The sequence below is a fragment of the Microbacterium sp. WCS2018Hpa-23 genome (assembly GCF_031843845.1).
Classification (GTDB): Bacteria; Actinomycetota; Actinomycetes; order Actinomycetales; family Microbacteriaceae; genus Microbacterium.
Genome location: NZ_JAVTIZ010000010.1, coordinates 18,864 through 42,761 on the forward strand (window position 1 = coordinate 18,864; position 23,898 = coordinate 42,761).

Annotated in this window: 18 protein-coding genes; 7 read left to right on the forward strand and 11 right to left on the reverse strand. The window is 67.7% G+C overall.

Annotated elements, in window-relative coordinates; translation table 11 throughout:
- Together RQG77_RS16075 and RQG77_RS16080 are read right to left on the reverse strand one after the other, a co-directional pair.
- Positions 1-879: an Abi family protein gene (locus RQG77_RS16075; RefSeq protein ID WP_311245768.1), complete on the reverse strand. Its 879-nt coding sequence runs from the start codon at positions 877-879 to the stop codon at positions 1-3.
- A 440-nt stretch (positions 880-1,319) separates the two neighbouring features.
- Positions 1,320-1,784, reverse strand: coding sequence for an HIT family protein (locus RQG77_RS16080; RefSeq protein ID WP_311245643.1), 465 nt, complete (start codon positions 1,782-1,784; stop codon positions 1,320-1,322).
- 198 nt (positions 1,785-1,982) lie between these two features.
- On the opposite strand from RQG77_RS16080, the gene trpS reads away from it, so the two are divergent.
- Complete coding sequence (gene trpS / locus RQG77_RS16085) at positions 1,983-3,017, forward strand: tryptophan--tRNA ligase (RefSeq protein WP_311245769.1); 1,035 nt, start codon at positions 1,983-1,985, stop codon at positions 3,015-3,017.
- 125 nt (positions 3,018-3,142) lie between these two features.
- On the opposite strand, the gene RQG77_RS16090 is transcribed toward trpS, so the two are convergent.
- From RQG77_RS16090 to RQG77_RS16100, 3 genes are all read right to left on the reverse strand, one after another.
- The gene (locus RQG77_RS16090; protein WP_311245644.1) at positions 3,143-3,559 is read right to left on the reverse strand and encodes a DUF779 domain-containing protein; all 417 of its coding nucleotides are present in this window, start codon (positions 3,557-3,559) and stop codon (positions 3,143-3,145) included.
- A gap of 166 nt (positions 3,560-3,725) precedes the next feature.
- Positions 3,726-5,291 (reverse strand): aldehyde dehydrogenase family protein, encoded by a 1,566-nt coding sequence (locus RQG77_RS16095; RefSeq protein ID WP_311245645.1) that lies wholly within the window; start codon positions 5,289-5,291, stop codon positions 3,726-3,728.
- 184 nt (positions 5,292-5,475) lie between these two features.
- The gene (locus RQG77_RS16100; protein ID WP_311245646.1) at positions 5,476-6,801 is read right to left on the reverse strand and encodes a GAF domain-containing protein; all 1,326 of its coding nucleotides are present in this window, start codon (positions 6,799-6,801) and stop codon (positions 5,476-5,478) included.
- A gap of 160 nt (positions 6,802-6,961) precedes the next feature.
- On the opposite strand from RQG77_RS16100, the gene RQG77_RS16105 reads away from it, so the two are divergent.
- Both RQG77_RS16105 and RQG77_RS16110 read left to right on the forward strand, forming a co-directional pair.
- The gene (locus tag RQG77_RS16105; RefSeq protein ID WP_311245647.1) at positions 6,962-7,315 is read left to right on the forward strand and encodes a PadR family transcriptional regulator; all 354 of its coding nucleotides are present in this window, start codon (positions 6,962-6,964) and stop codon (positions 7,313-7,315) included.
- Positions 7,312-8,391, forward strand: a complete 1,080-nt coding sequence (locus RQG77_RS16110) for a hypothetical protein (protein ID WP_311245648.1) — start codon at positions 7,312-7,314, stop codon at positions 8,389-8,391. Before RQG77_RS16105 ends, RQG77_RS16110 begins: the two co-directional genes overlap by 4 nt.
- Before the next feature lie 105 nt (positions 8,392-8,496).
- Here RQG77_RS16110 and RQG77_RS16115 read toward each other — a convergent pair whose 3' ends face one another.
- Both RQG77_RS16115 and RQG77_RS16120 read right to left on the reverse strand, forming a co-directional pair.
- A complete protein-coding gene (locus tag RQG77_RS16115) occupies positions 8,497-9,924 on the reverse strand; it encodes a CCA tRNA nucleotidyltransferase (protein WP_311245649.1) in 1,428 nt (475 codons plus the stop codon).
- A 20-nt stretch (positions 9,925-9,944) separates the two neighbouring features.
- Positions 9,945-10,238 (reverse strand): hypothetical protein, encoded by a 294-nt coding sequence (locus RQG77_RS16120; RefSeq protein WP_311245650.1) that lies wholly within the window; start codon positions 10,236-10,238, stop codon positions 9,945-9,947.
- A gap of 126 nt (positions 10,239-10,364) precedes the next feature.
- Between RQG77_RS16120 and RQG77_RS16125 the strand changes: the two genes are divergently transcribed.
- Both RQG77_RS16125 and RQG77_RS16130 read left to right on the forward strand, forming a co-directional pair.
- On the forward strand, positions 10,365-12,905 hold the full coding sequence (locus RQG77_RS16125; RefSeq protein WP_311245651.1) for a metallophosphoesterase family protein: 2,541 nt from the start codon (positions 10,365-10,367) through the stop codon (positions 12,903-12,905).
- Positions 12,906-13,017: 112 nt separating this feature from the next.
- Positions 13,018-14,769 carry an alkaline phosphatase family protein gene (locus RQG77_RS16130; protein WP_311245652.1) on the forward strand — a complete coding sequence of 584 codons (1,752 nt, stop codon included), beginning with the start codon at positions 13,018-13,020 and terminating at the stop codon, positions 14,767-14,769.
- Positions 14,770-14,862: 93 nt separating this feature from the next.
- On the opposite strand, the gene RQG77_RS16135 is transcribed toward RQG77_RS16130, so the two are convergent.
- From RQG77_RS16135 to RQG77_RS16155, 4 genes are all read right to left on the reverse strand, one after another.
- Positions 14,863-16,815, reverse strand: coding sequence for a carboxypeptidase-like regulatory domain-containing protein (locus tag RQG77_RS16135; RefSeq protein ID WP_311245653.1), 1,953 nt, complete (start codon positions 16,813-16,815; stop codon positions 14,863-14,865).
- 280 nt (positions 16,816-17,095) lie between these two features.
- Positions 17,096-17,374, reverse strand: a complete 279-nt coding sequence (locus tag RQG77_RS16145) for a hypothetical protein (protein WP_311245654.1) — start codon at positions 17,372-17,374, stop codon at positions 17,096-17,098.
- 64 nt (positions 17,375-17,438) lie between these two features.
- Complete coding sequence (locus RQG77_RS16150) at positions 17,439-18,494, reverse strand: LLM class flavin-dependent oxidoreductase (RefSeq protein ID WP_311245655.1); 1,056 nt, start codon at positions 18,492-18,494, stop codon at positions 17,439-17,441.
- Positions 18,495-18,534: 40 nt separating this feature from the next.
- Complete coding sequence (locus RQG77_RS16155) at positions 18,535-20,097, reverse strand: class I SAM-dependent methyltransferase (protein ID WP_396653424.1); 1,563 nt, start codon at positions 20,095-20,097, stop codon at positions 18,535-18,537.
- A 75-nt stretch (positions 20,098-20,172) separates the two neighbouring features.
- On the opposite strand from RQG77_RS16155, the gene RQG77_RS16160 reads away from it, so the two are divergent.
- A complete protein-coding gene (locus RQG77_RS16160; RefSeq protein WP_311245657.1) occupies positions 20,173-22,281 on the forward strand; it encodes a DUF6049 family protein in 2,109 nt (702 codons plus the stop codon).
- Positions 22,274-23,887 (forward strand): murein biosynthesis integral membrane protein MurJ, encoded by a 1,614-nt coding sequence (murJ, locus tag RQG77_RS16165; RefSeq protein WP_311245658.1) that lies wholly within the window; start codon positions 22,274-22,276, stop codon positions 23,885-23,887. Before RQG77_RS16160 ends, murJ begins: the two co-directional genes overlap by 8 nt.
- Positions 23,888-23,898: the final 11 nt, after the last annotated feature.

The following is a 23,898-nucleotide window of genomic DNA, read 5'->3' on the forward strand; positions in this document are numbered from 1 at the left end:
TCAGGTCCAGAGATCCAACTGATCCCATTGCAAGGGGAATCCCATATTGGCTGCGGGTTTAACCAGGGCCTCGACCCCAATCTGGATGGTTGGGAGTTTGCGGATCTGCGTGCGGAAGCTGAGGTACCACGTGGATCCAGATGAGTGCTTCCGGAGAAAGTATGCGAGCAGAGCTGCGTTCACATAGAGGCGGCTGAGCGGCCGTTCGCTCGGCGAGTAGTTCGGGACAGTGAGGTGCTCGAGGAGTGAACGATCGATCGCTCCAGGCACAACCCTTGCCTCCCGCTTGAAGTGCCGGTTGAAGAGGCGTGACCCATGTGCGCAGTAGTTTCGAAAGTCGACCATCGCTCGCAGCCACGCTCCGAACTGTTTGTCTTGGGTCACTCCGAAAGCGTTGGCGACCTCTAGACGATCTGCTCTCTGAGCGATCTCATACAAATAGGGGAGGCTCCCGAAGCTGAGGACATCTACGATGGCCCAGATTGGCAGCGGATGTCCGTACTTCACGAGGAGGTGAGCAACGAAGTCTTCTTGGGCCGAGTCCCGTATCGCTGATCTGTAGGTCTTCTCCCATGCCTCGAACTTCGTCTGTCCCCCAGCCATCTTCAGAGCCTCTGACTGGTCAAGGTGCTGCACGTCGGTGTGTGCGAAAACGTCTCTGCGTGCAAGCGCGTGCGCGAGAGCAGCCCGGACTCTCATCTCGAAGTCCCACAGACCGGCGAGACAGACCTCGCGCAGCTTCGAGTCGAACTTCTCGAGTTCCTGGACATGGGCGAACGTACTCCCCGGGAGGTATCTCTCTGCGCGAAAGGTGCGGGCCGCGGGATTGCGTTGGCCTGAGGAAGGAGCTCTCGAAGCACGTACCGGTACCCACCGGATCGGTAATAGCCCACCTTGCGCAGAAAAGACTCGGCGTCCGCTTTGTCGGGCACCGCCATTCCCAAAGCCTCAAGTTCGAGGACGAGATCACTCAGCTCGCGAAAGGGTTTGGAGTACGGCATGCCCGAGTGCCTCCGAATATATGAAAACCGCCCCCGTAAGTCCGAAGACTCAGAGGGGGGCGGTGTCTGATGAAGCAAACGTAACACACATGACTGACGCTCCGGCCGCCGCCGGACAGCTCACGGCAGCATGCCGGAACTCTCTTCAGAGAGTCGCCCGCGACCCTTCAGCGAGCCGCCGCAGGTCCGAGCCCGAGATACCCCGACTTCACCTCCTCTGGCGCCAGAACCCGGATCATTGACCGCTCCCCGTCGGTCCTTCGAGACGTATCCCGCACCCTGGCTGACGCGGTTCCGCGCCTCCCCCGCTGAGGCAGATCAGCCGATCGTCTGCCAAGCCTTCCGCAACGCGGCGGCAGATGCGGCGAGATCGGGGTCGGGGAGGTGCACGGGCCCATCCGAGATGTCCACGTTCCGAAGAGGGTCGTCCCCCAGATGCTGGGGGAACACGTGGCAGTGAAGATGCGGGGCCCGATGACCCATCACCAGATAGTTGATCTTCCGTGGGGCGAATGCTGTGCCGACGGCCCGGCCCGCGCGCTGGACATCGCGCCAGAACTCGCTGAGCTGCCCGGCGTCCAGCAGACCGAGGTCAGTGACATGCTCGCGGAGGATGACCACGGTGTAGCCGGGATGCGCCTGGTTGCGCACCAGCCGGATGTGAGTCATCTCGGTCGAGGCCACCAGGATGCTGTGCTCGTTCTCCGGCAGATGTGCGTCGGCACACATGCCGCAGAGCTCCGGGTCCACGAGTTCGGCCCACTCCTCATCCGTCCACCACATCGGACCATGTAACCAGGGGAATGCCGCTGCCGGTCGCCTCGAGCGCCGCGGGTCACTATCCTCGACCTATGCGTTTCACCGTTTCGTCGTGGTGGCTGCCGGAGCAGCCGTAACGCATTGACGCGCGGGCTGCACGGCAGCCCGCGATCCCCTCGCGACACCATGTCCGTGCAGCTCCTCTCGAATCAGGAGCAGATCATGGACTCGTACGCCGCAACCCTCGCTCGCATGCCCGACCTTCGGGAGGCGATCGAGCAGCATCCCGAGAGATACCGCGTTCTCACCGGGGAGCGCCCGACAGGACGACTGCACCTCGGTCACTACTTCGGCACCATCCGCGAGCGTGTCCGTCTGCAGGATGCCGGTGTCGAGACGTTCGTCATCCTGGCCGACTACCAGGTGATCACCGACCGCGACTCGGCCGGCGACGTGCGCGGCGCCGTGTACGGAGCGGTTCTCGATTACCTCGCTGCCGGCCTGGCTCCGACCTCGACCACGATCTTCACCCACTCCGCTGTACCGGCCCTCAATCAGCTGCTCGTTCCCTTCCTCAGCCTCGTCAGCGAGGCAGAGCTGCACCGCAACCCGACGGTCAAGGCCGAGCTCGCGGCATCCGGACGCACCTTGAGCGGCCTGCTGCTCACCTATCCCGTCCACCAGGCCGCCGACATCCTGTTCTGCAAGGGCAACCTCGTTCCGGTGGGCAAGGACAACCTCCCGCACGTCGAGATGACGCGCACGATCGCACGTCGATTCAACGAGCGATACGGCAGCGTGTTCCCCGAGCCTGCCGCTCTCGTCACCGAGACCCCTGAGCTTCCGGGCCTCGACGGGCGCAAGATGTCGAAGAGCTACGGGAACGCCATCGCACTGGGGATGTCCGCAGACGAGACCGCCGAAGCCATCCGGCGGGCTCCCACCGATTCGGAGCGCGTCATCACCTACGACCCCACGAACCGGCCCGGAGTGTCGGGGCTGCTCGCAACGGCCGCGGTCGTTCTCGAGCGCACTCCGGAGGAGATCGCGGAGGAGGTCGACGGCGCGGGAGCCGGTGCGCTCAAGCGCCTCACCACAGAGGCGGTGAACGAGTTTCTCGCAGACCACCGTGCTCGTCGCGCAGGTCTCAGCGTGGCCGACGCCGCCACCGTGCTCCGCGAGGGCAATGCGCGCGCGCAGTCGATCGCGAACGACACGCTCGACGAGGTGAGGGCGGCGATGGGCATGACGTACTGACGGCCGTCAAGAGGTCAGTTCGGCTGAACTCCGCATCGCTTCATCGGCTCCTGCATCCGTCCCGGATGACTGTCCGTTCCACGGATGGCTGACCGATCGATGGCGAGTCGCCAGCCAGTTGGGCATCAACCAGCCGATCGGCCGCCCGCCGAAGGCGCGAGCCCGAAGTACGCGAGCTCGGCGTCGTTCAGCATCCGCGAGCGGATCAGGAATCGCATGCCCGTCGGACCCTCGACCGAGAAGCCAGCACCGCGCCCCGGCACGACGTCGATGGTCAGGTGCGTGTACTTCCAGTACTCGAACTGCGACTCCGACATGAAGACCTCGACCGGGTTATCGAGGCCCACGTCGAGCGCACCGAGCAGCACGTCTCCCGGCCCGGTGATGAACATGCCCACGGGGTAGCACATGGGCGACGAGCCGTCGCAGCATCCGCCCGACTGATGGAACATCAGTGGGCCGTGCTGCAAGGTGAGGTCGCGGATGAGGGATGCCGCGGCGTCCGTCACGTCCACCCGCTGATAGGTGCCGATGCTGACCATGGTCCACTCCTCTCGATAGTTTCCCGGTCGTCGATCGGGAGACGCGTTTCCCTGGTCGTTGAGCGAGGACGGCGGAGCCGACCGAGACGAAACGCGGTAAGCGGCTCAGCGCGTTTCGTCTCGGGGCTTCGCTCCTCGCTCAACGACCGGAAGACGGGCTTCGAACTCAGAAGAAGCCCATCGGGCCTTCTGCGTACGAGACCAGGAGGTTCTTCGTCTGCTGGTAGTGGTCGAGCATCATCTTGTGGTTCTCACGCCCGACGCCCGACTGCTTGTATCCCCCGAACGCGGCGTGGGCCGGGTACTGGTGGTAGGTGTTCGTCCAGACACGACCGGCCTCGATCGCCCGACCTGCGCGATAGGCGGTGTCGCCGCTGCGGCTCCACACCCCGGCGCCGAGTCCGTAGAGCGTGTCGTTCGCGATTGAGATCGCGTCGTCGAAGTCATCGAACGAGGTGACCGAGAGCACCGGGCCGAAGATCTCCTCCTGGAAGATGCGCATGTCGTTCGTGCCCTCGAACACCGTCGGGGCGACGTAGTACCCCTCGCTGAGGTCGCCGCCGAGATCTACGCGCTCCCCACCCGTGAGCAGACGGGCGCCGCCCTGTGTGCCGATGTCGATGTAGCTGAGGATCTTCTCCAATTGGTCGTTCGACGCCTGCGCGCCGATCATCGTGGCCGGGTCGAGCGGGTTGCCCTGCACGACCTTTCCGACGCGCTCGAGTCCGTCGGCGAGGAAGCCGTCGTAGATCGACCGTTGGATGAGCGCCCGCGACGGGCAGGTGCAGACCTCGCCCTGGTTCAGCGCGAACATCGTGAAGCCCTCGAGCGCCTTGTCGTAGAACGGGTCGGCTGTGTCGCGGGCGACGTCCTCGAAGAACACGTTCGGGCTCTTGCCACCGAGTTCGAGCGTCACGGGGATCAGGTTCTGCGATGCGTACTGCATGATCAGGCGACCGGTCGTGGTCTCACCCGTGAAGGCGACCTTGCGGATGCGCTTGTGCTGCGCGAGCGGTGCACCCGCCTCGATGCCGAAGCCGTTGACGATGTTCACGACGCCGGCCGGCAGCAGGTCTCCGATGATGTCGAAGAGGAACAGCAGGGATGCCGGCGTCTGCTCGGCCGGCTTGATGACGACGCAGTTGCCTGCGGCGAGCGCCGGGGCGAGCTTCCACACGGCCATGAGGATCGGGAAGTTCCAGGGGATGATCTGGCCCACCACTCCGAGCGGCTCGTGGAAGTGGTACGCGACGGTGTTCTCGTCGAGCTGGCTGATGCCGCCCTCCTGCGCACGCAGCACGCCGGCGAAGTAGCGGAAGTGATCGACCGCGAGCGGGATGTCGGCGGCGAGCGTCTCGCGCACCGGCTTGCCGTTCTCCCAGGTCTCGGCGACGGCGATCTCCTCGAGGTGCTGCTCGATGCGGTCGGCGATCCTGTTGAGCACGACCGAGCGCTCGGCGGGGCTGGTCTTGCCCCAGCTCGCGAACGCCTTCCAGGCGACGTCGACCGCACGGTCGATGTCTTCGACGGTTCCCCGGCCCACCTCGGTGAAGGGCTTGCCGTTGACCGGACTGATGTTGTCGAAGAACTGCCCCTTGACGGGATCCACGAACTCTCCGCCGATGTAATGCCCGTACCGCGGCCGGTAGGTCGCGACGGCGCCCGGCTGACCGGGAGCGGCGTACGCGGAGGATGCGGGGGCGGTGGACACGTCTTCTTCGACGATGGTCATCGGTGACTCCTTCGACGGGCCGTGGCGTCGGTGCCGGTGGCTGTGCTTCGAAGGTAGGTCGGCGGGGGTTGCGCACGGATGCGCAACGTTGCGGGGGGTTGCGGGTCACGCCAGCACGCTTTCGAATCGCGTGAATGACCCGATCCGAGGTCGGAATGCGACCAGTCGCGCGATTCGAACGGGGTCAGAGATCTTCGATGCGCTCGATCCGGGCGACCAGCCCCGCACGCTTCGGCGACCGTGCGGGGAGCATCTCGAGCGCGAGGCGGAGCGCTGCGGCATCCCTCTGGCCCTCCGGGATGTCGGCGTAGGCGAGCAGGACGTCGAGGCTCGCCTCCGACAGCATCGCCTCGCGCAACGCCGCCCTGACGGACTCGCGGAACTCCTCGACGCCGGGCGAGGTCGACTCGGGCAGAACCGGCCCCCGGTAGGCGGTGAGGGCGACGCGGTGGGCTCCTCGGTCGAGCAGCGACAGCACGTCGTGCGCATCGGTCTCGAGGGGCACCGTCAACCGGTAGGGCCGGGACTCGGGCACGAGACTGGGGGCGTGCTTCTCGAGCACTTTGCGCAGGCGCACCATCTCGGGTCGCAGCGTGTCGGCGGATGCCTCCGGTCCGTAGACCAGTTCGCTCAGGCGCTCCGCGGACAGGCCCTGGCGGTTCACCGCCAGCATGAGCAGAATCGCGGCATGACGGGCGCTGAGCTCGATCACGGACTCTTCGAGCTCGGTCTCGCTCTCGAGCCGCGCCCTGTCGCGACCCAGCACATGAAGCGTCGCTCGGATGGTCGGTTTGGCCCGCGACGAGATCGTCGTCGGGCGGGGCGCCTCACTGCGCGCCCGAAGTCTGGCGACCATCAGCTCGGATTCGACGGCGCGCGCGGTGGCATCGACGAGAAGGCGGGCTTGAGTGGAGACGACTTCGTCTCCGCCGGTGATGTCGATCACCCCGAGCACCCGCTTCGTCTCGGGGTCGCGTACAGGTGCCGCGGTGCACGACCACGGGTGCACGAGTCGGTTGTAGTGCTCCGCTCCGCGGATCTGCACGGACTGTCCGAGCATCAGTGCTGTTCCGGGGGCGGTGGTACCGACGGCATCCTCTGCCCAGTTCGCCCCCGCGACGAAACCCATGCCCTCGGTGAGCGACTGCAGCTGGCGGTCGCCTTCGATCCAGAGCAGGCGTCCGGCCTGATCGCCGACGGCGATGACGACGCCGGACTCTTCCGGGGCGCCGGGAAGCAGCAGCGCGCGGATCATGTCCATCGCGGATGCGAGCGGATGCGCGAGTCGGTAGGTCTCGAGCTCGTCTGTGACGAGTTCGATCGACGGTGCGGCCTCGGGTCCCACCCGACCCCGCCAGGAACGGACCCAGGATTCGCGGACCAGGGGGCGCACCTGCTGGAGGCGGTGATCGTCGAGGTTGCCGGCGATAAGTTCCTCGTGCGCACGCTCGATCAGCAGACGAGAGGCCTCAGGTGGGCCGTCACGTGACACCTGCCACGACGCAACCACAGCGTCTCCGATCGTCGATGGTGGAGCGTTACCTCAGTGTAGGAGCCGGATGCCGCGGACGGAACCCGCGATATTCCGGTTCCTCGACACGGCGTCAGACACGCGCCTCGCGCACTACTGTGCAGTGCGTGGTAGTGTCCAGTGCATCGAAGGAGGTCCGATGGACACCACGCAGTTGCTCAAGGGAGTGCTCGACGTCGCGGTTCTCGCGGTGCTCCGCACAGAAGACGGATACGGCTACGACATCGTCCGCAGACTCAGGGATGCCGGGCTCGGCGACGTGGGCGACGCGTCGGTCTACGGCACGTTGCGCCGGCTCTACGCGGCGGGCAGCCTCTCGAGCTACGTCGTCCCCTCCGACGGCGGCCCGCACCGCAAGTACTACGCGATCAACCCGCAGGGTCGTGCGGCTCTCGACTCCCAGACCGTCACCTGGCTGGACTTCGCGGGGGCGATGTCCACGCTGCTCACACTCCCAACCACCGACACACCCACGATCGGAGAGAACCGATGAACGACACCGCCGTCTCGATCGACGAGCAGATCCGCTCGTTCGCACTGGCCGTACGCGAGTACCTCGACGATCTTCCCGCCGACGAGCTCGATGAGATCGTCGGCGGACTCACCGCCGATCTCGCCGACCAGGCTGCGGACAACGACGGAGTGCTCGAGCTCGGTGACCCCGGAGCATACGCCGAAGAGCTGCGATCTGCGGCAGGTCTACCTCCTCGAACGCAGGGCCAACAGCGAGTCCGCCTCGGTGCGCGGGTCCGCTCCTGGGGTCGCGGTGTCGTCGACGGCATCCGCCGCAGCGCGGCCGGCGCGTGGCTCCTCGACCTGCTGATCGCGCTCCGCCCGGTGTGGTGGGTGCTGCGCGGAGTCGGGTTGTACGCAGCGGTCGCCGCGATCATCGCGCTTCTTCCGCCCTTCACCTATCAGCCGTTCGAGTCCTACAACTGGTGGGCCATGCCCGCGTCTCCTCTGCACTGGCTGTTCATCGGCGCGTTCATCCTCATCAGCGTGCAATGGGGTCGTGACCGTTGGCTTCCCAAGAACCCACTGCGCCACGTGCGCACGGTTGCCGGCATCCTGGCTGTGATCGTGCTGCCGGGACTCGTGATCTCGGTGATGTCTCCGCGCGTCGAGCACGTCTATTCGACTCAGCCCGTCGTCATGGACGGGCTGGTTCTCGACGGCGTGCAGATCAACAACATCTTCGCCTACGACGCCGACGGCAACCCCATCGACCACGTGCAGCTCTTCACCGGCAAGGGCACGCCGCTCGACCTGTATGGAGCGTCGGGCGGTCAGATCCTCTTCACCGAGAAGGACGGCGAGACCGAGTTCGGAATGCAGGACAACGGGATGCTGGCGACGATTCCGTCCGAGGACTACCGGGGCAAGCCCGTCTGGAACATCTACCCTCTGGACGAGGCGAAGTGGGATCCGATGACCGGGCAGCCCGACATGTCGACGACGAAGCAGCCGGCGCCGCCGTTCCAGAAGGCGCCGAGCATCGATGCGGCGAGCGCCACACCGGCTCCGGAGACGGATGGTGTGCCGCAGCCGACCGAGTCTCCCGTTCCCTGAGGCCGGACCATGACCGAACGGATCATCTCGATCGACATCTCCCACCTCGTGCGAGAGGCACTGGGCCAGGCAGCCGAGGCCGAAGAACCGGAGGAGTGAGCGGGCTCAGTCCCGGGCGGCCCACCACTCGCGGAGGCGCTGCTCAGAGGCATCCGCGCCGATGACTCCCTCGTCGAGTCGGAGTTCGAGCAGGAACCGGTAGGCCTCGCCGACCTCGCGGCCGGGCGCGATGCCGAGGATCTGCTGGATCTGGTTGCCGTCGAGCTCGGGCCGGATGGAGTCGAGCTCCTCCTGCTCGCGCAGCGCGGCGATGCGCGACTCGATGTCGTCGTACGCCGAGGCGAGGCGACCGGCCTTGCGCTTGTTGCGGGTGGTGACATCGGCACGGGTGAGGATGTGCAGGCGCTCGAGCTGGTCGCCCGCATCGCGGACGTAGCGGCGCACCGCGGCATCCGTCCAGGCACCCTCGGCGTATCCGAAGAATCGCAGGTGCAACTCGATCAGCTTCGACACGGCGTCGGTCGTGTCGGTGTCGAACCGCAGCGCCTGCAGACGCTTGCGCGCCATGCGCGAGCCGACGACGTCGTGGTGGTGGAACGTGACCACCCCGCCGTCTTCGAGCTTGCGCGTGCGCGGCTTGCCGATGTCATGCAGAAGTGCGGCGATGCGCAGAGCGACGTCGGGTTCGGCGCCGGGGTTGCGCGACTGCTCGAGCGAGATCGCCTGGCTGAGCACCGTGAGCGAATGCTCGTAGACGTCCTTGTGGTGGTGGTGCTCGTCGACCTCGAGTCGCAGAGCACTGACCTCGGGCAGGAACTCCTCGATCAGGCCGGTGTCGACCAGCACGCGGATGCCGCGCACGGGGTCTTCGGTCTGCATCAGGCGCACGAGTTCGGACTGGATGCGCTCCGGGCTCACGATCTCGAGGGTCGTCTTGAGCTCGGTGATCGCATCGAATGTGTCGTCGTCGATGCGGAAGCCCAGCTGGGCGCTGAACCGCGCCGCGCGCAGCATCCGCAGCGGGTCATCGCCGAACGAGACCTGCGGATCCGCCGGCGTGCGGAGCACTCCGGCGATGAGGTCTTCGACTCCCCCGGTCGGGTCGACGAGCGTGACGGACGGAACCCGCAGCGCCATCGCATTGACGGTGAAGTCGCGGCGGTGCAGGTCGGCATCGATAGTGTCGCCGAACTCGACGGTCGGCTTGCGGGTCACCCCGTCGTAGCTGTCGGCCCGGTACGTGGTGACCTCGACCTGCTCGCCCTGAACCCGTGCACCGATCGTGCCGAACGCACGGCCGATGTCCCACTGGGCGGTCGAGATCGGCTTGACGATGCGCAGGATGTCGTCGGGCAGCGCGTTCGTGGTGAAGTCGAGGTCGTGCGTGGGGCGGCCGAGCAGCGCGTCGCGCACGGGGCCGCCGACGACGGCGAGGTCGAAGCCCGCCGCCGCGAACGCGTCGGCGAGGGTGCGGACGACCGGATTCTCGGCGAGCGCGCCGAGACGGTCGAGGCCGTCAGCCATGTTGAGCATGGGTTCCAGCGTACCGGGGGTCAGAACAGCGGGTTCTCGCCCTTGGCCTGGGCGACGGCGCGGACTCGTGCCTGCATCAGCCGCACGAGCAGAGCGCTCAGCAGGAATCCGCCGACCACCGCGACCGCGACGATGAACCAGATGCCGATTTCAGGGTCGATGACCTCGAACCCGTAGATCGCGACGGCGAGCAGCAGAAGGACCGGCCCCTCGATCAGCGCGAACGTGATGAAAAGTCGCGTCTGACGTCTGCCGAAGTCGGCGTTGACGGCCCGGACGCGTGCCTCGATCGACGACTCCCCCGCATAGCTCATGCCCCCACCGTAGCGGCGTTCACCCGACCGTCGTCCTGCGGCAACCCCGAGGTCATCCGCTTTCGATGGGCTGGTCGGGCCCCGTGCGGCTGAGCACGGAAAACCCCCACCTCTCGAAGGACACTCATGACCTCCCCCACCCCTGCGGTGCGGTGGCGGCGTTACGGACTCGCGTCCGCCGCCGTCCTCGCCCTGCTCGGCGGCGCCGTCGTCGCCCCCATCGCGACCGCCGCCGGCGAGCCCGATGTGCCGACGGATTCGCTGATCACCGGCGACACCACGTGGCGCTACCTCGACGACGGCTCCGACCCGTCGCCGGCACCCGCCGCGCTCCGCGACTGGACCCTCCCCGACTACGACGACAGCGCCTGGAAGGCAGCGCCCGGCTCGTTCGGCGCGAAGAACGGCACGATCGCGCCCGTCGGCCCGGTCACTCCGAAGACGCTGCTGAACCAATACATCGACGGAGCCGCGGCTCCCACGGTGCCCACCTACTTCTTCCGCACGACGTTCGAGCTCGAGGCGGGCGTGGCCGAGCAGGTCGCGGCGCTGCGCAGCACCATCACTTATGACGACGCCATCGTCGTGTGGATCAACGGCGAAGAGGTCGCGCGATACGTCGACGGGCGCATCACCGACACCGTCAACGTCGAGTACGCCGGAGACAGCGGCGGTGACCCGCTCACCAGCACGTTCAGCGCCGAAGGCGAGCTGCTGCATGACGGCACCAACGAGATCGCCGTCGCCCTGTTCCAGGACCGCGAGACCAGCTCCGACATCTACTTCGACATGTCGTCGCTCACGCTGGTCGAGGCATCCGACCCCGGTTCGCCCGTCGTGGCTCCGCCGACCCGCGTGATCCTGACCCCGACCGAGCAGCCCGCCGTGTCGCAGTCGTTCTCGTGGCTCGCCGGCGACGCCTCGCACACGATCGGCCAGGTCGAGATCGCACCGGCGGCCGGCGGTGAGTCCCGCACCGTCGACGCGTACGACGCCGGGGTCGTCAACGGCAACCCGAACAAGCACTTCTCGGCGACGGTCACCGGCCTCGCGCCTGCGACCGCCTATCGCTACCGCGTGGGCCTTCCCGGCAGCTGGAGCGACTGGTTCGAGTTCCGCACGGCAGACCCGAGCGCCACGGACTTCCAGTTCATCTACTACGGCGATGCCCAGATCGGCCTCGACACCACCTGGCCGAGCGTCGTGAAGCAGGCCGAGGCTCAGGCCCCGCGATCGATCGGATCGGTGCACGCCGGCGACCTGATCAACACCTCGAGCAACGAGAACGAGTGGCTCAACTGGTTCAAGGGCATGGAGGACTCCGCCGTCCGCACCAACGTGATGGCGGCCCCCGGAAACCACGAGTACTCGGGCGACAAGCTGCTCACCGCCTGGAAGGCGGCGTTCGAATACCCGCACAACAACCCCTCGACGAGCACCATCGGCGAGCTGGCCGACCTCGCGAAGGGCGACTCCGAGGTCGCGCAGCAGTACCGCGCGTTCTTCGATCACTGGTCGTCTTTCGCTGCCGAGACCGCGTACTACACCGACTACCAGGGCGTGCGCTTCATCACCCTGAACGCGACGCGCGACACCACGTTCCTGACCCCTGCCGGTCTTCCGTCGTGCACGGGCGCCGAGTGCCCGTCGGCGCAGATCGGCGTGCTGTGGACCCGCTTCCAGGCGGCCTGGCTCGACCTGCTGCTGCAGAACAGCCCGTCGAAGTGGAACGTCGTCACCTTCCACCAGCCGGTGTTCTCGGCATCCGAGGGTCGCGACGAGCCGGTGCTGCGCGCCGAGTGGCTGCCGGTCTTCCAGCGCAACGACATCGACCTGGTGCTCATGGGCCACGACCACACCTACGCACGCGGCTACGTGAACACCGATGCGACCGAGACCCCCGGCATGACCTCGGGCCCCGTGTACGTCGTGTCGAACTCGGGTGCGAAGCACTACGAGCTCGAGACCCCCGAGAAGAACGTCTGGACCAACAACGGCGCCACCCAGGTGCTCCGCGGTCAGGGCGTCACCACCTACCAGGTGATCGACGTCTCGAAGAACCAGCTCGTCTACCGCTCGTACCTTGCGGAGAAGCAGCCCGATGCCACGACCGACCTCCCCGTCGGCTCGGTCTACGACACCTTCACGGTGACGAAGTCGGATGCCGGTGAGAAGTGGGTCACCGAGGCCGGCGTCACGCCGCCCGTGATCGAGGAGCCTGCTGCGCCAGAGGTCACGCTGGGTGCCGCATCCGTGGTCGCCGGTGGAAAGCTCACCGTCTCGGGGAGCGGATTCGAGGCGGATGCCGCACTGCGCTTCGAGCTGCGCTCCGACCCGGTCGACCTCGGCACCGCCACCGCCGATGCGGACGGCGCGTTCAGCCGCACGCTGACGATTCCGGCGAACACCCCGGCCGGAACGCACACGCTCGCGGTGATCCTCGCCGACGGCACCGAGGTCACCTCCTCGGTCACCGTCACGGCAGCGGCGAGCGGTGGGGCGACCACGCCGGGCGGGTCGGGAGGCGCGACCGACGGCTCGCTCGCGACGACGGGTGCCGACAGCACGCCGTACATCGTCGGCGCCGTGGCGCTGCTCGCCCTCGGCCTCGGCCTGTTTGCAATGCGGCGCCGCCGCCACGCGGGCAGCACCGAGTCCGCGGAGTAGCAGACCGCATCCGCTGTTCGGGCGTCGTCGGGACTTCGGTCCCGGCGGCGCCCTTTCATTCCGATGTGCCGCACCCGTGCGCCGGGCACCGTCCCGTCCTAGGATCGGCACCGTGGCCTCAGAAGAGCACGACTCCTCCCCCGCCGCACCGGACACGTCCCGGCGCGGGTTCCTCAAGATGGGCGGCGCCGCTCTCGCAGGCGTCGTGGTCGGCGGTGCCGGCGGTGCAGCGATCGGCGCGAACGTGGGCACCCACCGCAACGGGTTCGCGTCCGACCCCGACCCCTTCGCCGCGCTGACGCCGCGCAGCGAGCCGGGATTCGACCACCTCGTCGTGGTGATGGGCGAGAACCGTTCCTTCGACAACCTGCTCGGATACCTGTACTCGAAGGACACTCTGCCTGCGGGCGAGAAGTTCGAGGGGCTCGCTTTCGGCACGCACAGCAACACCGCATCCGACGGAACGGTGGTCGACGCCCACGTCTACACCGGCGACACCGACCGGATCATGAGCCTGCCCGATCCCGATCCGGGCGAGGAGTATCCGCACGTCAACACGCAGATCTTCGGCACCGTCGACCCGAAGGACAACGCCGATCTCTTCGTCGACCAGATGACGGCGCCCTTCAACGCCCCGACCCACGGCGAGAAGGCCACGATGTCGGGGTTCCTCGAGGACTACATCATCAACTTCCGTCGCCTGCGCAAGGGCACAGAGCCCCAGCCCGAAGAAGCGGCCCACATCATGGGCTCGTTCTCGCCGGCGATGTCCACTCTCGCGTCGGAGTTCGCGGTGTTCGACCACTGGTTCGCGGGGGTGCCGTCGCAGACGTTCTGCAACCGGTCGTTCTTCCACGCGTCGACCTCGCACGGCTTCGTGACCAACCAGGCGGGAGGCGGATACCGCAAGTGGCTCGATGCCCCGGCGGCGCCCACCGTGTTCAACCGCCTGGAAGACGAGAAGATCAGCTGGAAGATCTACATCGACAAGCTGCAGCTCGTCTCGTTCACCGGGATGCTGCATGCCGCCGTGCTCGAGAAGTACTGGCGCACCGACCACTTCGGCACCATGGAGGACTTCTACGCGGACGCGAAGAACGGCACCCTTCCGGCCTATGCGTTCATCGAGCCGCGCATGGTCTACGACCACAACGACTTCCACCCGCCCTTCGGGTCGCCTCGCGAGAGCGAGGTCGACGGCGAAGCCGTGTACGACAGCGCGATCTCCGATGTCAGGGCCGGAGACCGGCTCATCCACGACATCTACGAGGCCGTCCGCACGAGCGCGTCGCCGAAGGGTTCGAACGCGGTCAACACCCTGTTGCTCATCACGTTCGACGAGCACGGCGGGTGCTACGACCACGTGCCGCCACCCGCCGCCACGAAGCCGACGAAGGACACGGAGGCCGGCGAGATGGGCTTCACCTTCGATCGCCTCGGATGCCGGGTGCCCGCCATCGCGATCTCGGCCTACACGAAGCGCGGCACGATCGTGCACGACGAGATGCACCACGGCTCGGTCACCGCGACGCTCTCACGCCTGCACGGGCTGAAACCGCTCAACGATCGAGACCAGTCGGCGAACACGCTCTTCACCGCCGTGAACCTCGACAAGCCTCGCCATCCGGCCGACTGGCCCGTCACGACGCCCGCCTACACCCCGCCGAACCCCGAGAACCGCGAGCCGAAGCCGGGGGAAGCGGATCAGATGAAGCCGCTCACCCCACCGGCACGCGGGCTGCTCGGTCTGCTCATCGCGAAGTACGGGAAGCCGGGCGAACCCGAACCCGAGACATTCGCCGACGCCTACCGACTGCTGCACGAGCACGGCGACGAGCTCTTCGGTCCGGCGAAGGGCACCTGACGGCGGGACTCCTGACAGCGGAGGGTCGGGATGCTGTCATCCCGACCCTCCGAACCGACCTGGTCAGTCAGTCGCTGAGGTCAGTCGCTGATGTCAGTCGCGGTGCGAGCGGCGACGTGAGACGAGGAACAGCACCGCTCCGAGCGCCAGCACAGCTCCGCCCACTGCGGCCCACGTGAACGTCTCCGGTCCGAGCCCCGTTGCGGGCAGGCGGCCGCCGCCGGTGCTCGGAGGGGTGGAGGGCGTCGGCGTCGTGGTCGGCGGATCCGTCGGGGTGACGACGATCGCGGCGAGCGTGAAGTCCTGATCGACGAACGTCTCGCCTGCGGCCGTGACCTCGACCGTGAGCGTCGACGGGCCGACGATCGTGCTGCCCACCGGTGCCGTGATCGTCAGCGTGTAGGTGCCGGGCGGCAGGTCGCCGAGACCGTACGCACCGTCGGCATCCGTGATGAGCTGCTGGTCTCCCTCGTCGGTGGTGAGGGTGATGGTCGCACCGGCGACCGGAGCGCCACTGTCGGTGCGCACGACACCCGAGAGCGCTCCGAGCCTGGCCAGCTCGAAATCGACGTCCGCCACGTCAGCCGTCGCGACCGTCTCATTCTGCGAGGTCTCACCCGTGGCCACGTAGCCCTCGGGCGTCGTGATGGTGATCTCATAGTCGCCCGAGAGCAGACGCGGGAACGAGTAGCCGCCGTCGGCTCCGGTCACGGTCGTGAGCACGATACCTCCGGGCCCGGTCGCGGTCACGGCGACGCCCGCGACACCCGCACCGTTCGCGCGCACAGCCCCGGTCAGGTCGGGGTTCTCGGCGAGCACGAAGTCCGCAAGAGTGATCGGTACCTCGCTGCCCGGCGGGACCACGAGCGGCTCGGTCGGATCCGTGGTGCTGTATCCGGGCGGCGGGGTGACGACGACGGTGTGAGGACCCACCGCGACCTCGTCGAAGAGGTAGTTGCCCTGAGCATCCGTCGTCGTGGTCTGGACTCCGTCGACCGTCACGGTCGCGCCCGGCACCGGGTTGCCGTCGTTGTCGACGACTCGTCCCGAGACGGCGACCGGGATGATGTCGCGCACGGTGAAGTCGGCGACGCCGTCGGCGGTCGTGAGATCCACAGCGGCCGAGGTCGCCCCCTCGGGGATCATGCCCGCGGGGGCCGTCACCCGCACCGTGTATCCCGCCGTCGCGACGACGCCGGGGAACGAGTAGCTGCCGTCGGCGCCGCTGGTCGTGGTCGCGACGACGTCTCCGTTCGCATCGGTCAGGGTGAGTGTCGCTCCCGGCTGCGGTGCCGCGGTGTCGTCGGTGACCACGCCCGTGATGTCGCGCGCGATCGACGCGAACCAGGTCTGGTAGACGGGGAATCCGGATCGGCGGGTGAAGGAGAAGGTGAGGGAGGTGATCGGCACGTTCGGCTCGAACCATGCGGCCGCACCGCTCGTGTCGAGAGCGGCCGCGTTTCCGGTGAGGGTCTGGGTCGTGGCATCCCAGGTCGGCACGTCCGCCGCGTCTCCGGTGCACGAGGGCTTGCCCGTGACTCCGGGCGCGCAGTAGTTGAAGCCGCCCTGGAATCCGAGCTCTGCCGCGGTGAGCGCCTGCCCGTTCGCGCCGATCGCCTGGATGCGCACCGAGTCGGCGTCGATGTCGCCGAGCACGAAGGTCCAGCCGGAGGCGGGAGTGGGGTTCGCGAACGAGTAGGTGGTCGTCGACGGGCTGGCGGCGTTGTCGGCCTTCGGTCGCAGGTTCACGTACGACTGGTTGATGCTCGAGCCGTACTTCGCGCCGACCGGGGTCCCCTGCGCGAGCCAGTTGGTCGCACCCGAGATGACGCTGACCTGGCCGGCGCGGGAGTCGCTCGTCATCGTGGCCGTGATGGCGGGCTGCGCCGCGACCTGCACGGTGGTCGTGTAGGCGCCGCCAGTTCCGGTCAGCGGCTGCCAGGTCGCCCAGGCGGTCGTGGTGGCGGCCGCAGCCGGAATCGCACCGACGAGCGCCGCGACGAGCACGATCGCTCCTGCAAGAAGTCCCCCCCTAGCCACACGCATGCGGCCAGCGTATCGGCATATCGCAATATCGACGAGGGTCGGGGAGCCAGTCCCGGGGCAAGTGGAAGGGGCGGATGCTGCGTGCATCCGCCCCTCTCCTGGCGGTCAGTACGGTCCGTTCCTCAGACCGGATCCCGCTGCACGGGCCCCTCGGTGTTCGACTTCCAGCCGAGCGCCGGGGCGACGTGGGTCGCGAACCACTCGAGTACGTGCAGGTTGTACGCGGGGACGAGCTGGTTCGCGCTGTTCGTTCACCAGCAACGCTCAGGGCACGCTCGCGTCAACGACGCAGAGGGCTTGTTCGACTCTCTGAAGGCCTCGAATCGTCGTCGCTGTGTTCGGGGAGAGCGCTCTTGAGCATCAGGTACGTTCCGACCAAGACGATGCCAGAGATCAGCAGCACGAGGCCGAGCAGGATGAGCGCGACTCCGATCGCAAGCGCCGGCTCCTGTCCGTAGCGAATGCCCGAAACGAAAAGGAAAAGGAAGCCGAGTGCGAACAACAGCGGGCTCGACGCCGCGCCGATGAGCGCAAGCTTGGGAAACTTCACTGCTCGCATGTTCTCCAGAGTATGCAGACGCGATGTCGCAGGGCAAGCACGGCCTCACCTCGCTGAAAGCCGGTTACAGCTTCTCTCCCTCGACAGGGCCCTCCCAGTTGGGCTTCCACCCGAGCGCGGGGGCGACGTGGGTCGCGAACGACTCGAGCACATGCAGGTTGTACTCGGGGCCGAGCTGGTTCGGGATGGTCAGCAGCAGGGTGTCCGCCGACATGACAGCCTCGTCTGCGAGCAGCTGCTGGATCAGCACGTCGGGCTCGGCCGCGTAGGTCTTGCCGAACGTAGAGCGGTAGCCGTCGATGATGCCGATCTGGTCGGAGTTCTCCTCGCTGCGCAGCCCGAAATACGCCCTGTCCATGTCGGACACCAGCGGGAAGACGCTCCGGCTGACCGAGACACGCGGCGTGCCGGTGTGGCCGGCCTCTTTATAGGCGCTGCGGAACAGATCGATCTGCTCGCGCTGCAGCTGGTGGAACGGCACGCCGGTCGCCTCGGTGAGAAGCGTCGAGCTCATCATGTTGAGCCCCTTGCGTCCGGTCTCCTCTGCCGTGGCCCGAGAGCCCGAACCCCACCAGATGTGGTCGCGGAGCGTCGGCGACTGCGGTTCGATCGCCAGGTAGCGCCCCGCACCGACCATGCGGGGGTCGCCGGGAGCGAGGCCCTCTCCGTCGATGGCGCGGAGGAAGAGGTCGAACTTCTCGCGGGCGATGACGCTGCCGCGCTCCGGGTCCTCCTCGTCATGGAAGCCGAAGGTCTCGTAGCCGCGCAGCGCCGTCTCGGGTGAACCACGGCTCACGCCGAGCGCGATCCGCCCGTCGGCGATCAGGTCGAGAGCCGCCGCCTCTTCGGCGAACTGGAACGGGTTCTCGTACCGCATGTCGATGACGCCGGTGCCGACCTCGATGCGCTTGGTGCGTGCGGCCATGGCCGACAGCAGCGGCATCGGAGACGCGGCCTGACGCGCCCAGTGGTGCACGCGCACGGATGCCCCGTTGACGCCGATCTCGTCGGCGCCCTCTGCGATCTCGATGGTCTGCTTCAGCATGTCTCCCGCAGTGCGGGTCGCCGAACCTGGCACGTCGGCATAGTGCCCGAACGAGAGGAATCCGAAAGCCTTCATGGTGTATTCGAACGCATAGACACGGATGCGTATTCCCGCATCACTGCTCCGACACCAGCAGACCGTCGAGCACGAGCTGGCGGATGCGCGGTTCGAGGTCGGCCCACAGGTCGACGAGCGGCACCTCGAACAGGTCGGCCAGCGCCGCGACGATCTGCATGACCGTGAGATCTCCGTCGCACGCGCCGACGAACGCGGCGACCGCGGGGTCGACCGTGATCGTGCGCGCGAAACCGCCGCCCTGACGGAGCTCGATGATGCTGGGGTCGTCGTTGCCGGGAAGCAGGTGACGGGCCTCAGTGACATCGGGGGCCGTGAAGAGGGTCGGCGGCAGGCCGTCGACGAGCAGGTCGTGGGCGGCGAGCCCCGATCGCAGCGCTCCGCCGACGTTCGACACGGGCTGCGACAGGCGCTCGAGACGACGCAGCGGTGCGCCCCGCCCAGGGGACGCGGGCCGTCGCACCAGGATGTAGCCGAAGCCCACAGCGGTGACGCCGCGTGCGGCGAAGTCGTCGAGCCAGGCGGTGAGCAGCGGCGTGAAGCCAGCATCTCGCGGCGTCGTGCCGCCGTCGCGGATCCACAGCTCCGCGTAGCCGAGCGGGGACAGCTCCTCGCGCTGGATGACCCACAGGTCGAGGTCACCGGGCACCCACGACGAGAGTCGATCGAGGCCGACGCGGCCGGTCAGCTCGCGCTGGGCTCCGCGCGACTCCCAGTTGCCGAGCAGCTGGGCGACCCCGCCGGGAGCGAGGAACGCGGGAGCAGCGCGCAGGAACTGCTCGACGAGCGCGTCGCCCACGAGGCCGCCGTCGCGGTACTCGTACTCGGGCACGCCCTCGACACGAGGCGTGATCACGAACGGAGGGTTCGACACGATCAGGTCGAAGGCCTCTCCGTCGACGGGCTCGAACATGCTCCCAAGCCGGAACTCGATGTTCGAGACGCCGTTCAGTCGCGCGTTCAGCTCGGCGTAGGCGAGCGCCCGTGCCGAGATGTCGGTGGCGACGACAGCACCGGCATGGCGCGCGACGAGGAGAGCCTGGATGCCGCATCCGGTGCCGAGATCGAGGGCTCGGTCGACCTCGATCGGCATGATGATCTCGGCGAGGGTGCGGGAGGCTCCGCCCACTCCGAGCACATGATCTGCGGGCAGCGCGCCGTCGAGCGCCACCTCATCGAGATCGCTGGCGATCCACCATTCGCCCATGCCGTCGGCGTCGACGAAGGACTGCGGCCGGAGCAGCGCGGTGGGAACGACCGCGTCACCGTCGATGCGCGCAAGGCCCAGCGCGACCAGGCCGTCGACACCGAGCCGCGGCAGCGCAGCGGCCACGGGAGCCACGGGCTGCGGCATTCCGAGCACCAGCAGGCGTCCGAGTGTCGCGAGCACACCGTCGTCACCGACGATCGCGCGCAGGATGGGCTCGCGCATCCCGCGGGCCAGGGCGTCGTCCTCTTCTTCTCCCCACAGGCGTCGCAGCGGCTCCGAACGCAGGTCGGCGGCGTCGAGATCTGCGGCGAGCGCGGAGCTGTGAAGCGGATCGGGAACGGGCGTGAGGGTGGCGGACACGGCCGTCACTCTACGCGTCTTCAGGGTTCTCATTCAGCCAGCCGCTTAGAATCACAAGGTCAGCACTCGCCGGACGCCTGAGATCACCGGCGTCCGAGGAAGACTCCCATGACCGCGACCACCCCCGAGAACGGCCTCCGCACGCGCCTGCAGCGCCTGGCACGCGGATCCGTCATCTCGGCGATCGTTCTCGGCATGTGCGGTGCAGGCGCCGGAAGCGCGTTCGCGGCCGGCGACTCCGAGACGGAGGACACCCCTGCGGTCGAGCTGCTGCTGTCTGCGGGCGTGCGGGGCACCGTCTCGCCCGGAAGCGCGACGACGGCATCGCTGACCGTGCAGAACGACGCGAAGTCCGCTCTGTCCGCCGGACGCGTCTCCGTCGAGATCAACCGCACTCCCCTGGCTGATGAAGCCGCGGTCACGACGTGGCTGGACGACTCCGAGGCGCCGGGAGGATTCGACCAGCTCGGCGCAGACCTCACCGCGCCGGTCGACGCCGAGGCATCCGTGACGACGAGCCTCATGATCCCGCCCGAGGCCCTCGGCGACCTCGCGCCCGGCGTGTACGCGCTGCGTGCGACGCTCAGCGGGGCGCAGACCGATGCTCAGGATGCCGCCGAGTCCGTGACGTCGACGACAGTCCTCGTCGTCACCGCTGCCGAGAACCCGCCCGTCGCCCTGATGGTGCCGATCACCGCGACCCCGGTCGGCGGCGCACTTCTGACGGCCGAGGAACTCACCGCCCTCACCGCTGCGGACGGCGCACTCACCGCGGTGCTCGAGGGGGTCCGCGGCACTTCGGCCATCCTCGCGATCGATCCGTCGATCCCTGCGGCGATCAGGGCTCTCGGATCCGCCGCACCTCAGACCGCACGCGAATGGCTGCGTCAGCTCGACGCACTGCCCAACGAGCGCTTCGCACTGCAGTTCGGCGACGCGGATGCCACGACGCAGGCCCAGGCCGGCCTCCCCGAACTCCTGCAGCCGACGACGCTCGCGCCGTTCCTCGCCCCGAGCAACTTCCTCACGCTCCCGGATGAGACTCCCGCAGCGACGCCCACCGCGACCCCCGAGCCCACACCGGCGCCCACCGACGGCCCCGAACTGCCGGATGACGCAGACCTCACCGTCGTAGAGGGTGCCTCCCCCGGCATCCTGTGGCCGCGCAGCGATGCTTCGACCGACGACCTCGACGCCTTCTCCGCATACATGGGCGGCGAGGCCATCACCGTCCTGTCGTCGACTGCTGTCGGAGGAGCCGACGATGCCCATGCCACGGTCGGCGAGCACACGGCCCTCGTCACGGATGCGGCGGCATCCGCCGCCCTGTCGGACGCCGCAGGCGAAGACGACGAGGTCGCCCGTCAGCGGTCTCTCGCTGAAGCGAGCGCCCACCTGGCGCTCTCCGCGCAGACCAATCCGACGGCACCTCTTCTCGTCGGGCTCGACCGTGACGAGACGCGCACCGCCGACGCGCTCAACGAGACGATCACCTCGTTCGACACCCTCGGCTTCGGGCTCGCGGAGATCCTGGCCACCCCCGCCGTCTCCGCTGCGCTCACCACGGAACCGGACGCGACCCGCGCCACGGCACTGCAGCGGATGCTCGACAGCGAGGTCGTGCTCGGAGAGTTCGCCACGATCCTCGACGACCGCCAGCTGCTGCTGAGCCCCAAGCGCATCCAGATCATGCGGGCGACGGCGGTCGGCCTCACCGAAGACGGATTCGATGACGCTGTCGCCGATGTGAACACCGCGACCACCGACACCCTCGAGGCCGTCGACATCCCGCCGGCCAGCACCATCCAGCTGCTGTCGGCCAACGCCGACCTGCCTTTCTCGGTGCGCAACGATCTGCCCTGGCCCGTGAACGTCAACCTTTCCGTCAAGCCGAGCGATCCTCGTCTCGAGGTCGAGCCGGTGACCCCCGCGACGATCCAGCCGGGAACCACGAGCAGAGTCAAGGTTCCCGTCTCGGCGAGGGTCGGCAGCGGCGAGGTCGCGCTGAAGCTCGAGCTCTCTAGTCCCACCGGAGTCCCGATCAGCACCCCCGAGACAGTGCGCGTCTCGGTGCGCGCCGAGTGGGAGACGATCGGTCTCGCCGTGTTCGGCGGTCTGATCGTGCTGCTCCTCGGTCTCGGCATCATCCGCACCGTCCGCCGTCGCCGCCGTGAAGCGGGCACGGAGAAGGACACCGTCGAGGAGTCGAATGAGTAGTCTCGGCCGCGCGAGCGCCGTCATCGCCGCCGGCACCATGGTGTCGCGAGTGACCGGTCTGCTGCGCAGCATCGTCCTGGTCGGTGTCCTCGGTTCCATCTCGCAGGCGGCGGACGCGTTCACCGTGGCCAACCAGCTCCCGAACAGCGTCTTCCAGCTCATCTCGGTCGGCGTGCTGACCGCAGTGATCGTCCCGCAGATCGTCAAGGCCACAGCCAAGCCCGACGGCGGTGGGGCGTTCATCTCGAAGATGTTCACGCTCGGCGTCGTCGTGCTCCTCATCTGCACCGCGATCGCCATGATCGCTGCACCGGGTCTGGTGTGGCTCGCCACATCCGAGAAACAGCAGGAGCTGCGGGCGCTCGCGACCGCGCTCGCATACTGGTGTCTTCCGCAGATCCTCTTCTACGGCGTCTACGCGCTCCTCGGCGAGACATTCAACGCGCGCCGCATCTTCGGCCCGTTCACCTGGGCGCCCGTCGTCAACAACGTCGTCTCGATCGCCGGCTTCCTGGCGCTCGGTGCACTGTTCGGCAACGTGCCCACGAGAGCCGCAGCCTGGACCCCCGAGATGACCGCGATGCTCGGCGGCACGGCGACGCTCGGCATCATCCTGCAGGCACTCGTCCTGTTGATCTTCTGGCGGCGCACCGGGCTCTCGTTGCGCCCTGACTTCCGCTGGCGCGGCGCGGGACTCGGCACGGTCGGACGACTCGCCGGGTGGACGCTGCTGATGGCTCTCGCAGGAATCGCCGCGGGATTCTTCCAGACCAGCATTGCGACGGCGGTGTCGGGCACCGACGCCTCGACGACCGTGATGGCGAACGCGTGGCTCGTCTTCATGCTCCCGTACTCGGTCATCGTGCTCTCGATCGGTACCCCGTACTTCACGCAGATCAGTGAGCATGCGGCCGCCGGCCGCGACGACGAGGTGCGCGCAGACATCAGCCGCAGCATCCGGACGCTCGTGTTCTTCATCATGGCCGCGATCGCTGCTGTGGCAGCGGCGACTCTTCCGGCGTCTCGGGTGTTCACGAGGTCGATCGATGAGACGTTCGCGGCGGCACCGGTGCTGATCGCCTATCTCATCGGGCTCCTGCCGCTGACGATCCTGTTCATCGTGCAGCGCACGTTCTACGCCTACGACGACACCCGCACGCCGTTCTGGTTCACGATCCTCCAGTGCGCCCTCGTCGTCGGAACCGCACTGCTCGCCTCGTTCCTGTACACCGCCGATGTGCTGCCCCCGAGCCTGCTGGCCGCAGCGGTCGCGCTCGGGCAGTCGCTCGCGAGCACGGTACAGACACTGCTCGCGATCTGGCTGCTGCACCGCAAGATCGGCGGACTGCAGATCGGATCCTGGATGCTGTCCATCGGCCGCTTCGCGCTCGCGGCGATCCCTGCCGCCGCGGCGGGCTGGGGAGTCTTCCTCCTGATGGGTGGGGACGAAGGGTGGACACTGAAGAGCCAGCTTTTCGGAGCCCTCGGCACGTGCATCATCGGCGTCGCCGTGGTGGTCGTCTACATCGGGATCCTGGCGCTCCTGCGGGCACCGGAGCTCAAGGTCGCCGGCTCCATGCTGCGACGCTTCCTGCCCGGTCGCTGAGCATCCGCGCG

What these genes read in the sequence shown, in the direction of transcription:
- RQG77_RS16090 (WP_311245644.1), bottom strand. Translation starts at nt 3,559, where the DNA reads ATGGTCAGCATCGGCACCTATCAGCGGGTGGACGTGACGGACGCCGCG.
- RQG77_RS16125 (WP_311245651.1), top strand. Translation starts at nt 10,365, where the DNA reads ATGACCTCCCCCACCCCTGCGGTGCGGTGGCGGCGTTACGGACTCGCG.
- RQG77_RS16105 (WP_311245647.1), top strand. Translation starts at nt 6,962, where the DNA reads ATGGACACCACGCAGTTGCTCAAGGGAGTGCTCGACGTCGCGGTTCTC.
- RQG77_RS16115 (WP_311245649.1), bottom strand. Translation starts at nt 9,924, where the DNA reads ATGCTCAACATGGCTGACGGCCTCGACCGTCTCGGCGCGCTCGCCGAG.
- RQG77_RS16145 (WP_311245654.1), bottom strand. Translation starts at nt 17,374, where the DNA reads ATGCGAGCAGTGAAGTTTCCCAAGCTTGCGCTCATCGGCGCGGCGTCG.
- RQG77_RS16155 (WP_396653424.1), bottom strand. Translation starts at nt 20,097, where the DNA reads ATGAGAACCCTGAAGACGCGTAGAGTGACGGCCGTGTCCGCCACCCTC.
- RQG77_RS16160 (WP_311245657.1), top strand. Translation starts at nt 20,173, where the DNA reads ATGACCGCGACCACCCCCGAGAACGGCCTCCGCACGCGCCTGCAGCGC.
- trpS (WP_311245769.1), top strand. Translation starts at nt 1,983, where the DNA reads ATGGACTCGTACGCCGCAACCCTCGCTCGCATGCCCGACCTTCGGGAG.
- RQG77_RS16110 (WP_311245648.1), top strand. Translation starts at nt 7,312, where the DNA reads ATGAACGACACCGCCGTCTCGATCGACGAGCAGATCCGCTCGTTCGCA.
- RQG77_RS16135 (WP_311245653.1), bottom strand. Translation starts at nt 16,815, where the DNA reads ATGCGTGTGGCTAGGGGGGGACTTCTTGCAGGAGCGATCGTGCTCGTC.
- RQG77_RS16120 (WP_311245650.1), bottom strand. Translation starts at nt 10,238, where the DNA reads ATGAGCTATGCGGGGGAGTCGTCGATCGAGGCACGCGTCCGGGCCGTC.
- murJ (WP_311245658.1), top strand. Translation starts at nt 22,274, where the DNA reads ATGAGTAGTCTCGGCCGCGCGAGCGCCGTCATCGCCGCCGGCACCATG.
- RQG77_RS16150 (WP_311245655.1), bottom strand. Translation starts at nt 18,494, where the DNA reads ATGAAGGCTTTCGGATTCCTCTCGTTCGGGCACTATGCCGACGTGCCA.
- RQG77_RS16095 (WP_311245645.1), bottom strand. Translation starts at nt 5,291, where the DNA reads ATGACCATCGTCGAAGAAGACGTGTCCACCGCCCCCGCATCCTCCGCG.
- RQG77_RS16080 (WP_311245643.1), bottom strand. Translation starts at nt 1,784, where the DNA reads ATGTGGTGGACGGATGAGGAGTGGGCCGAACTCGTGGACCCGGAGCTC.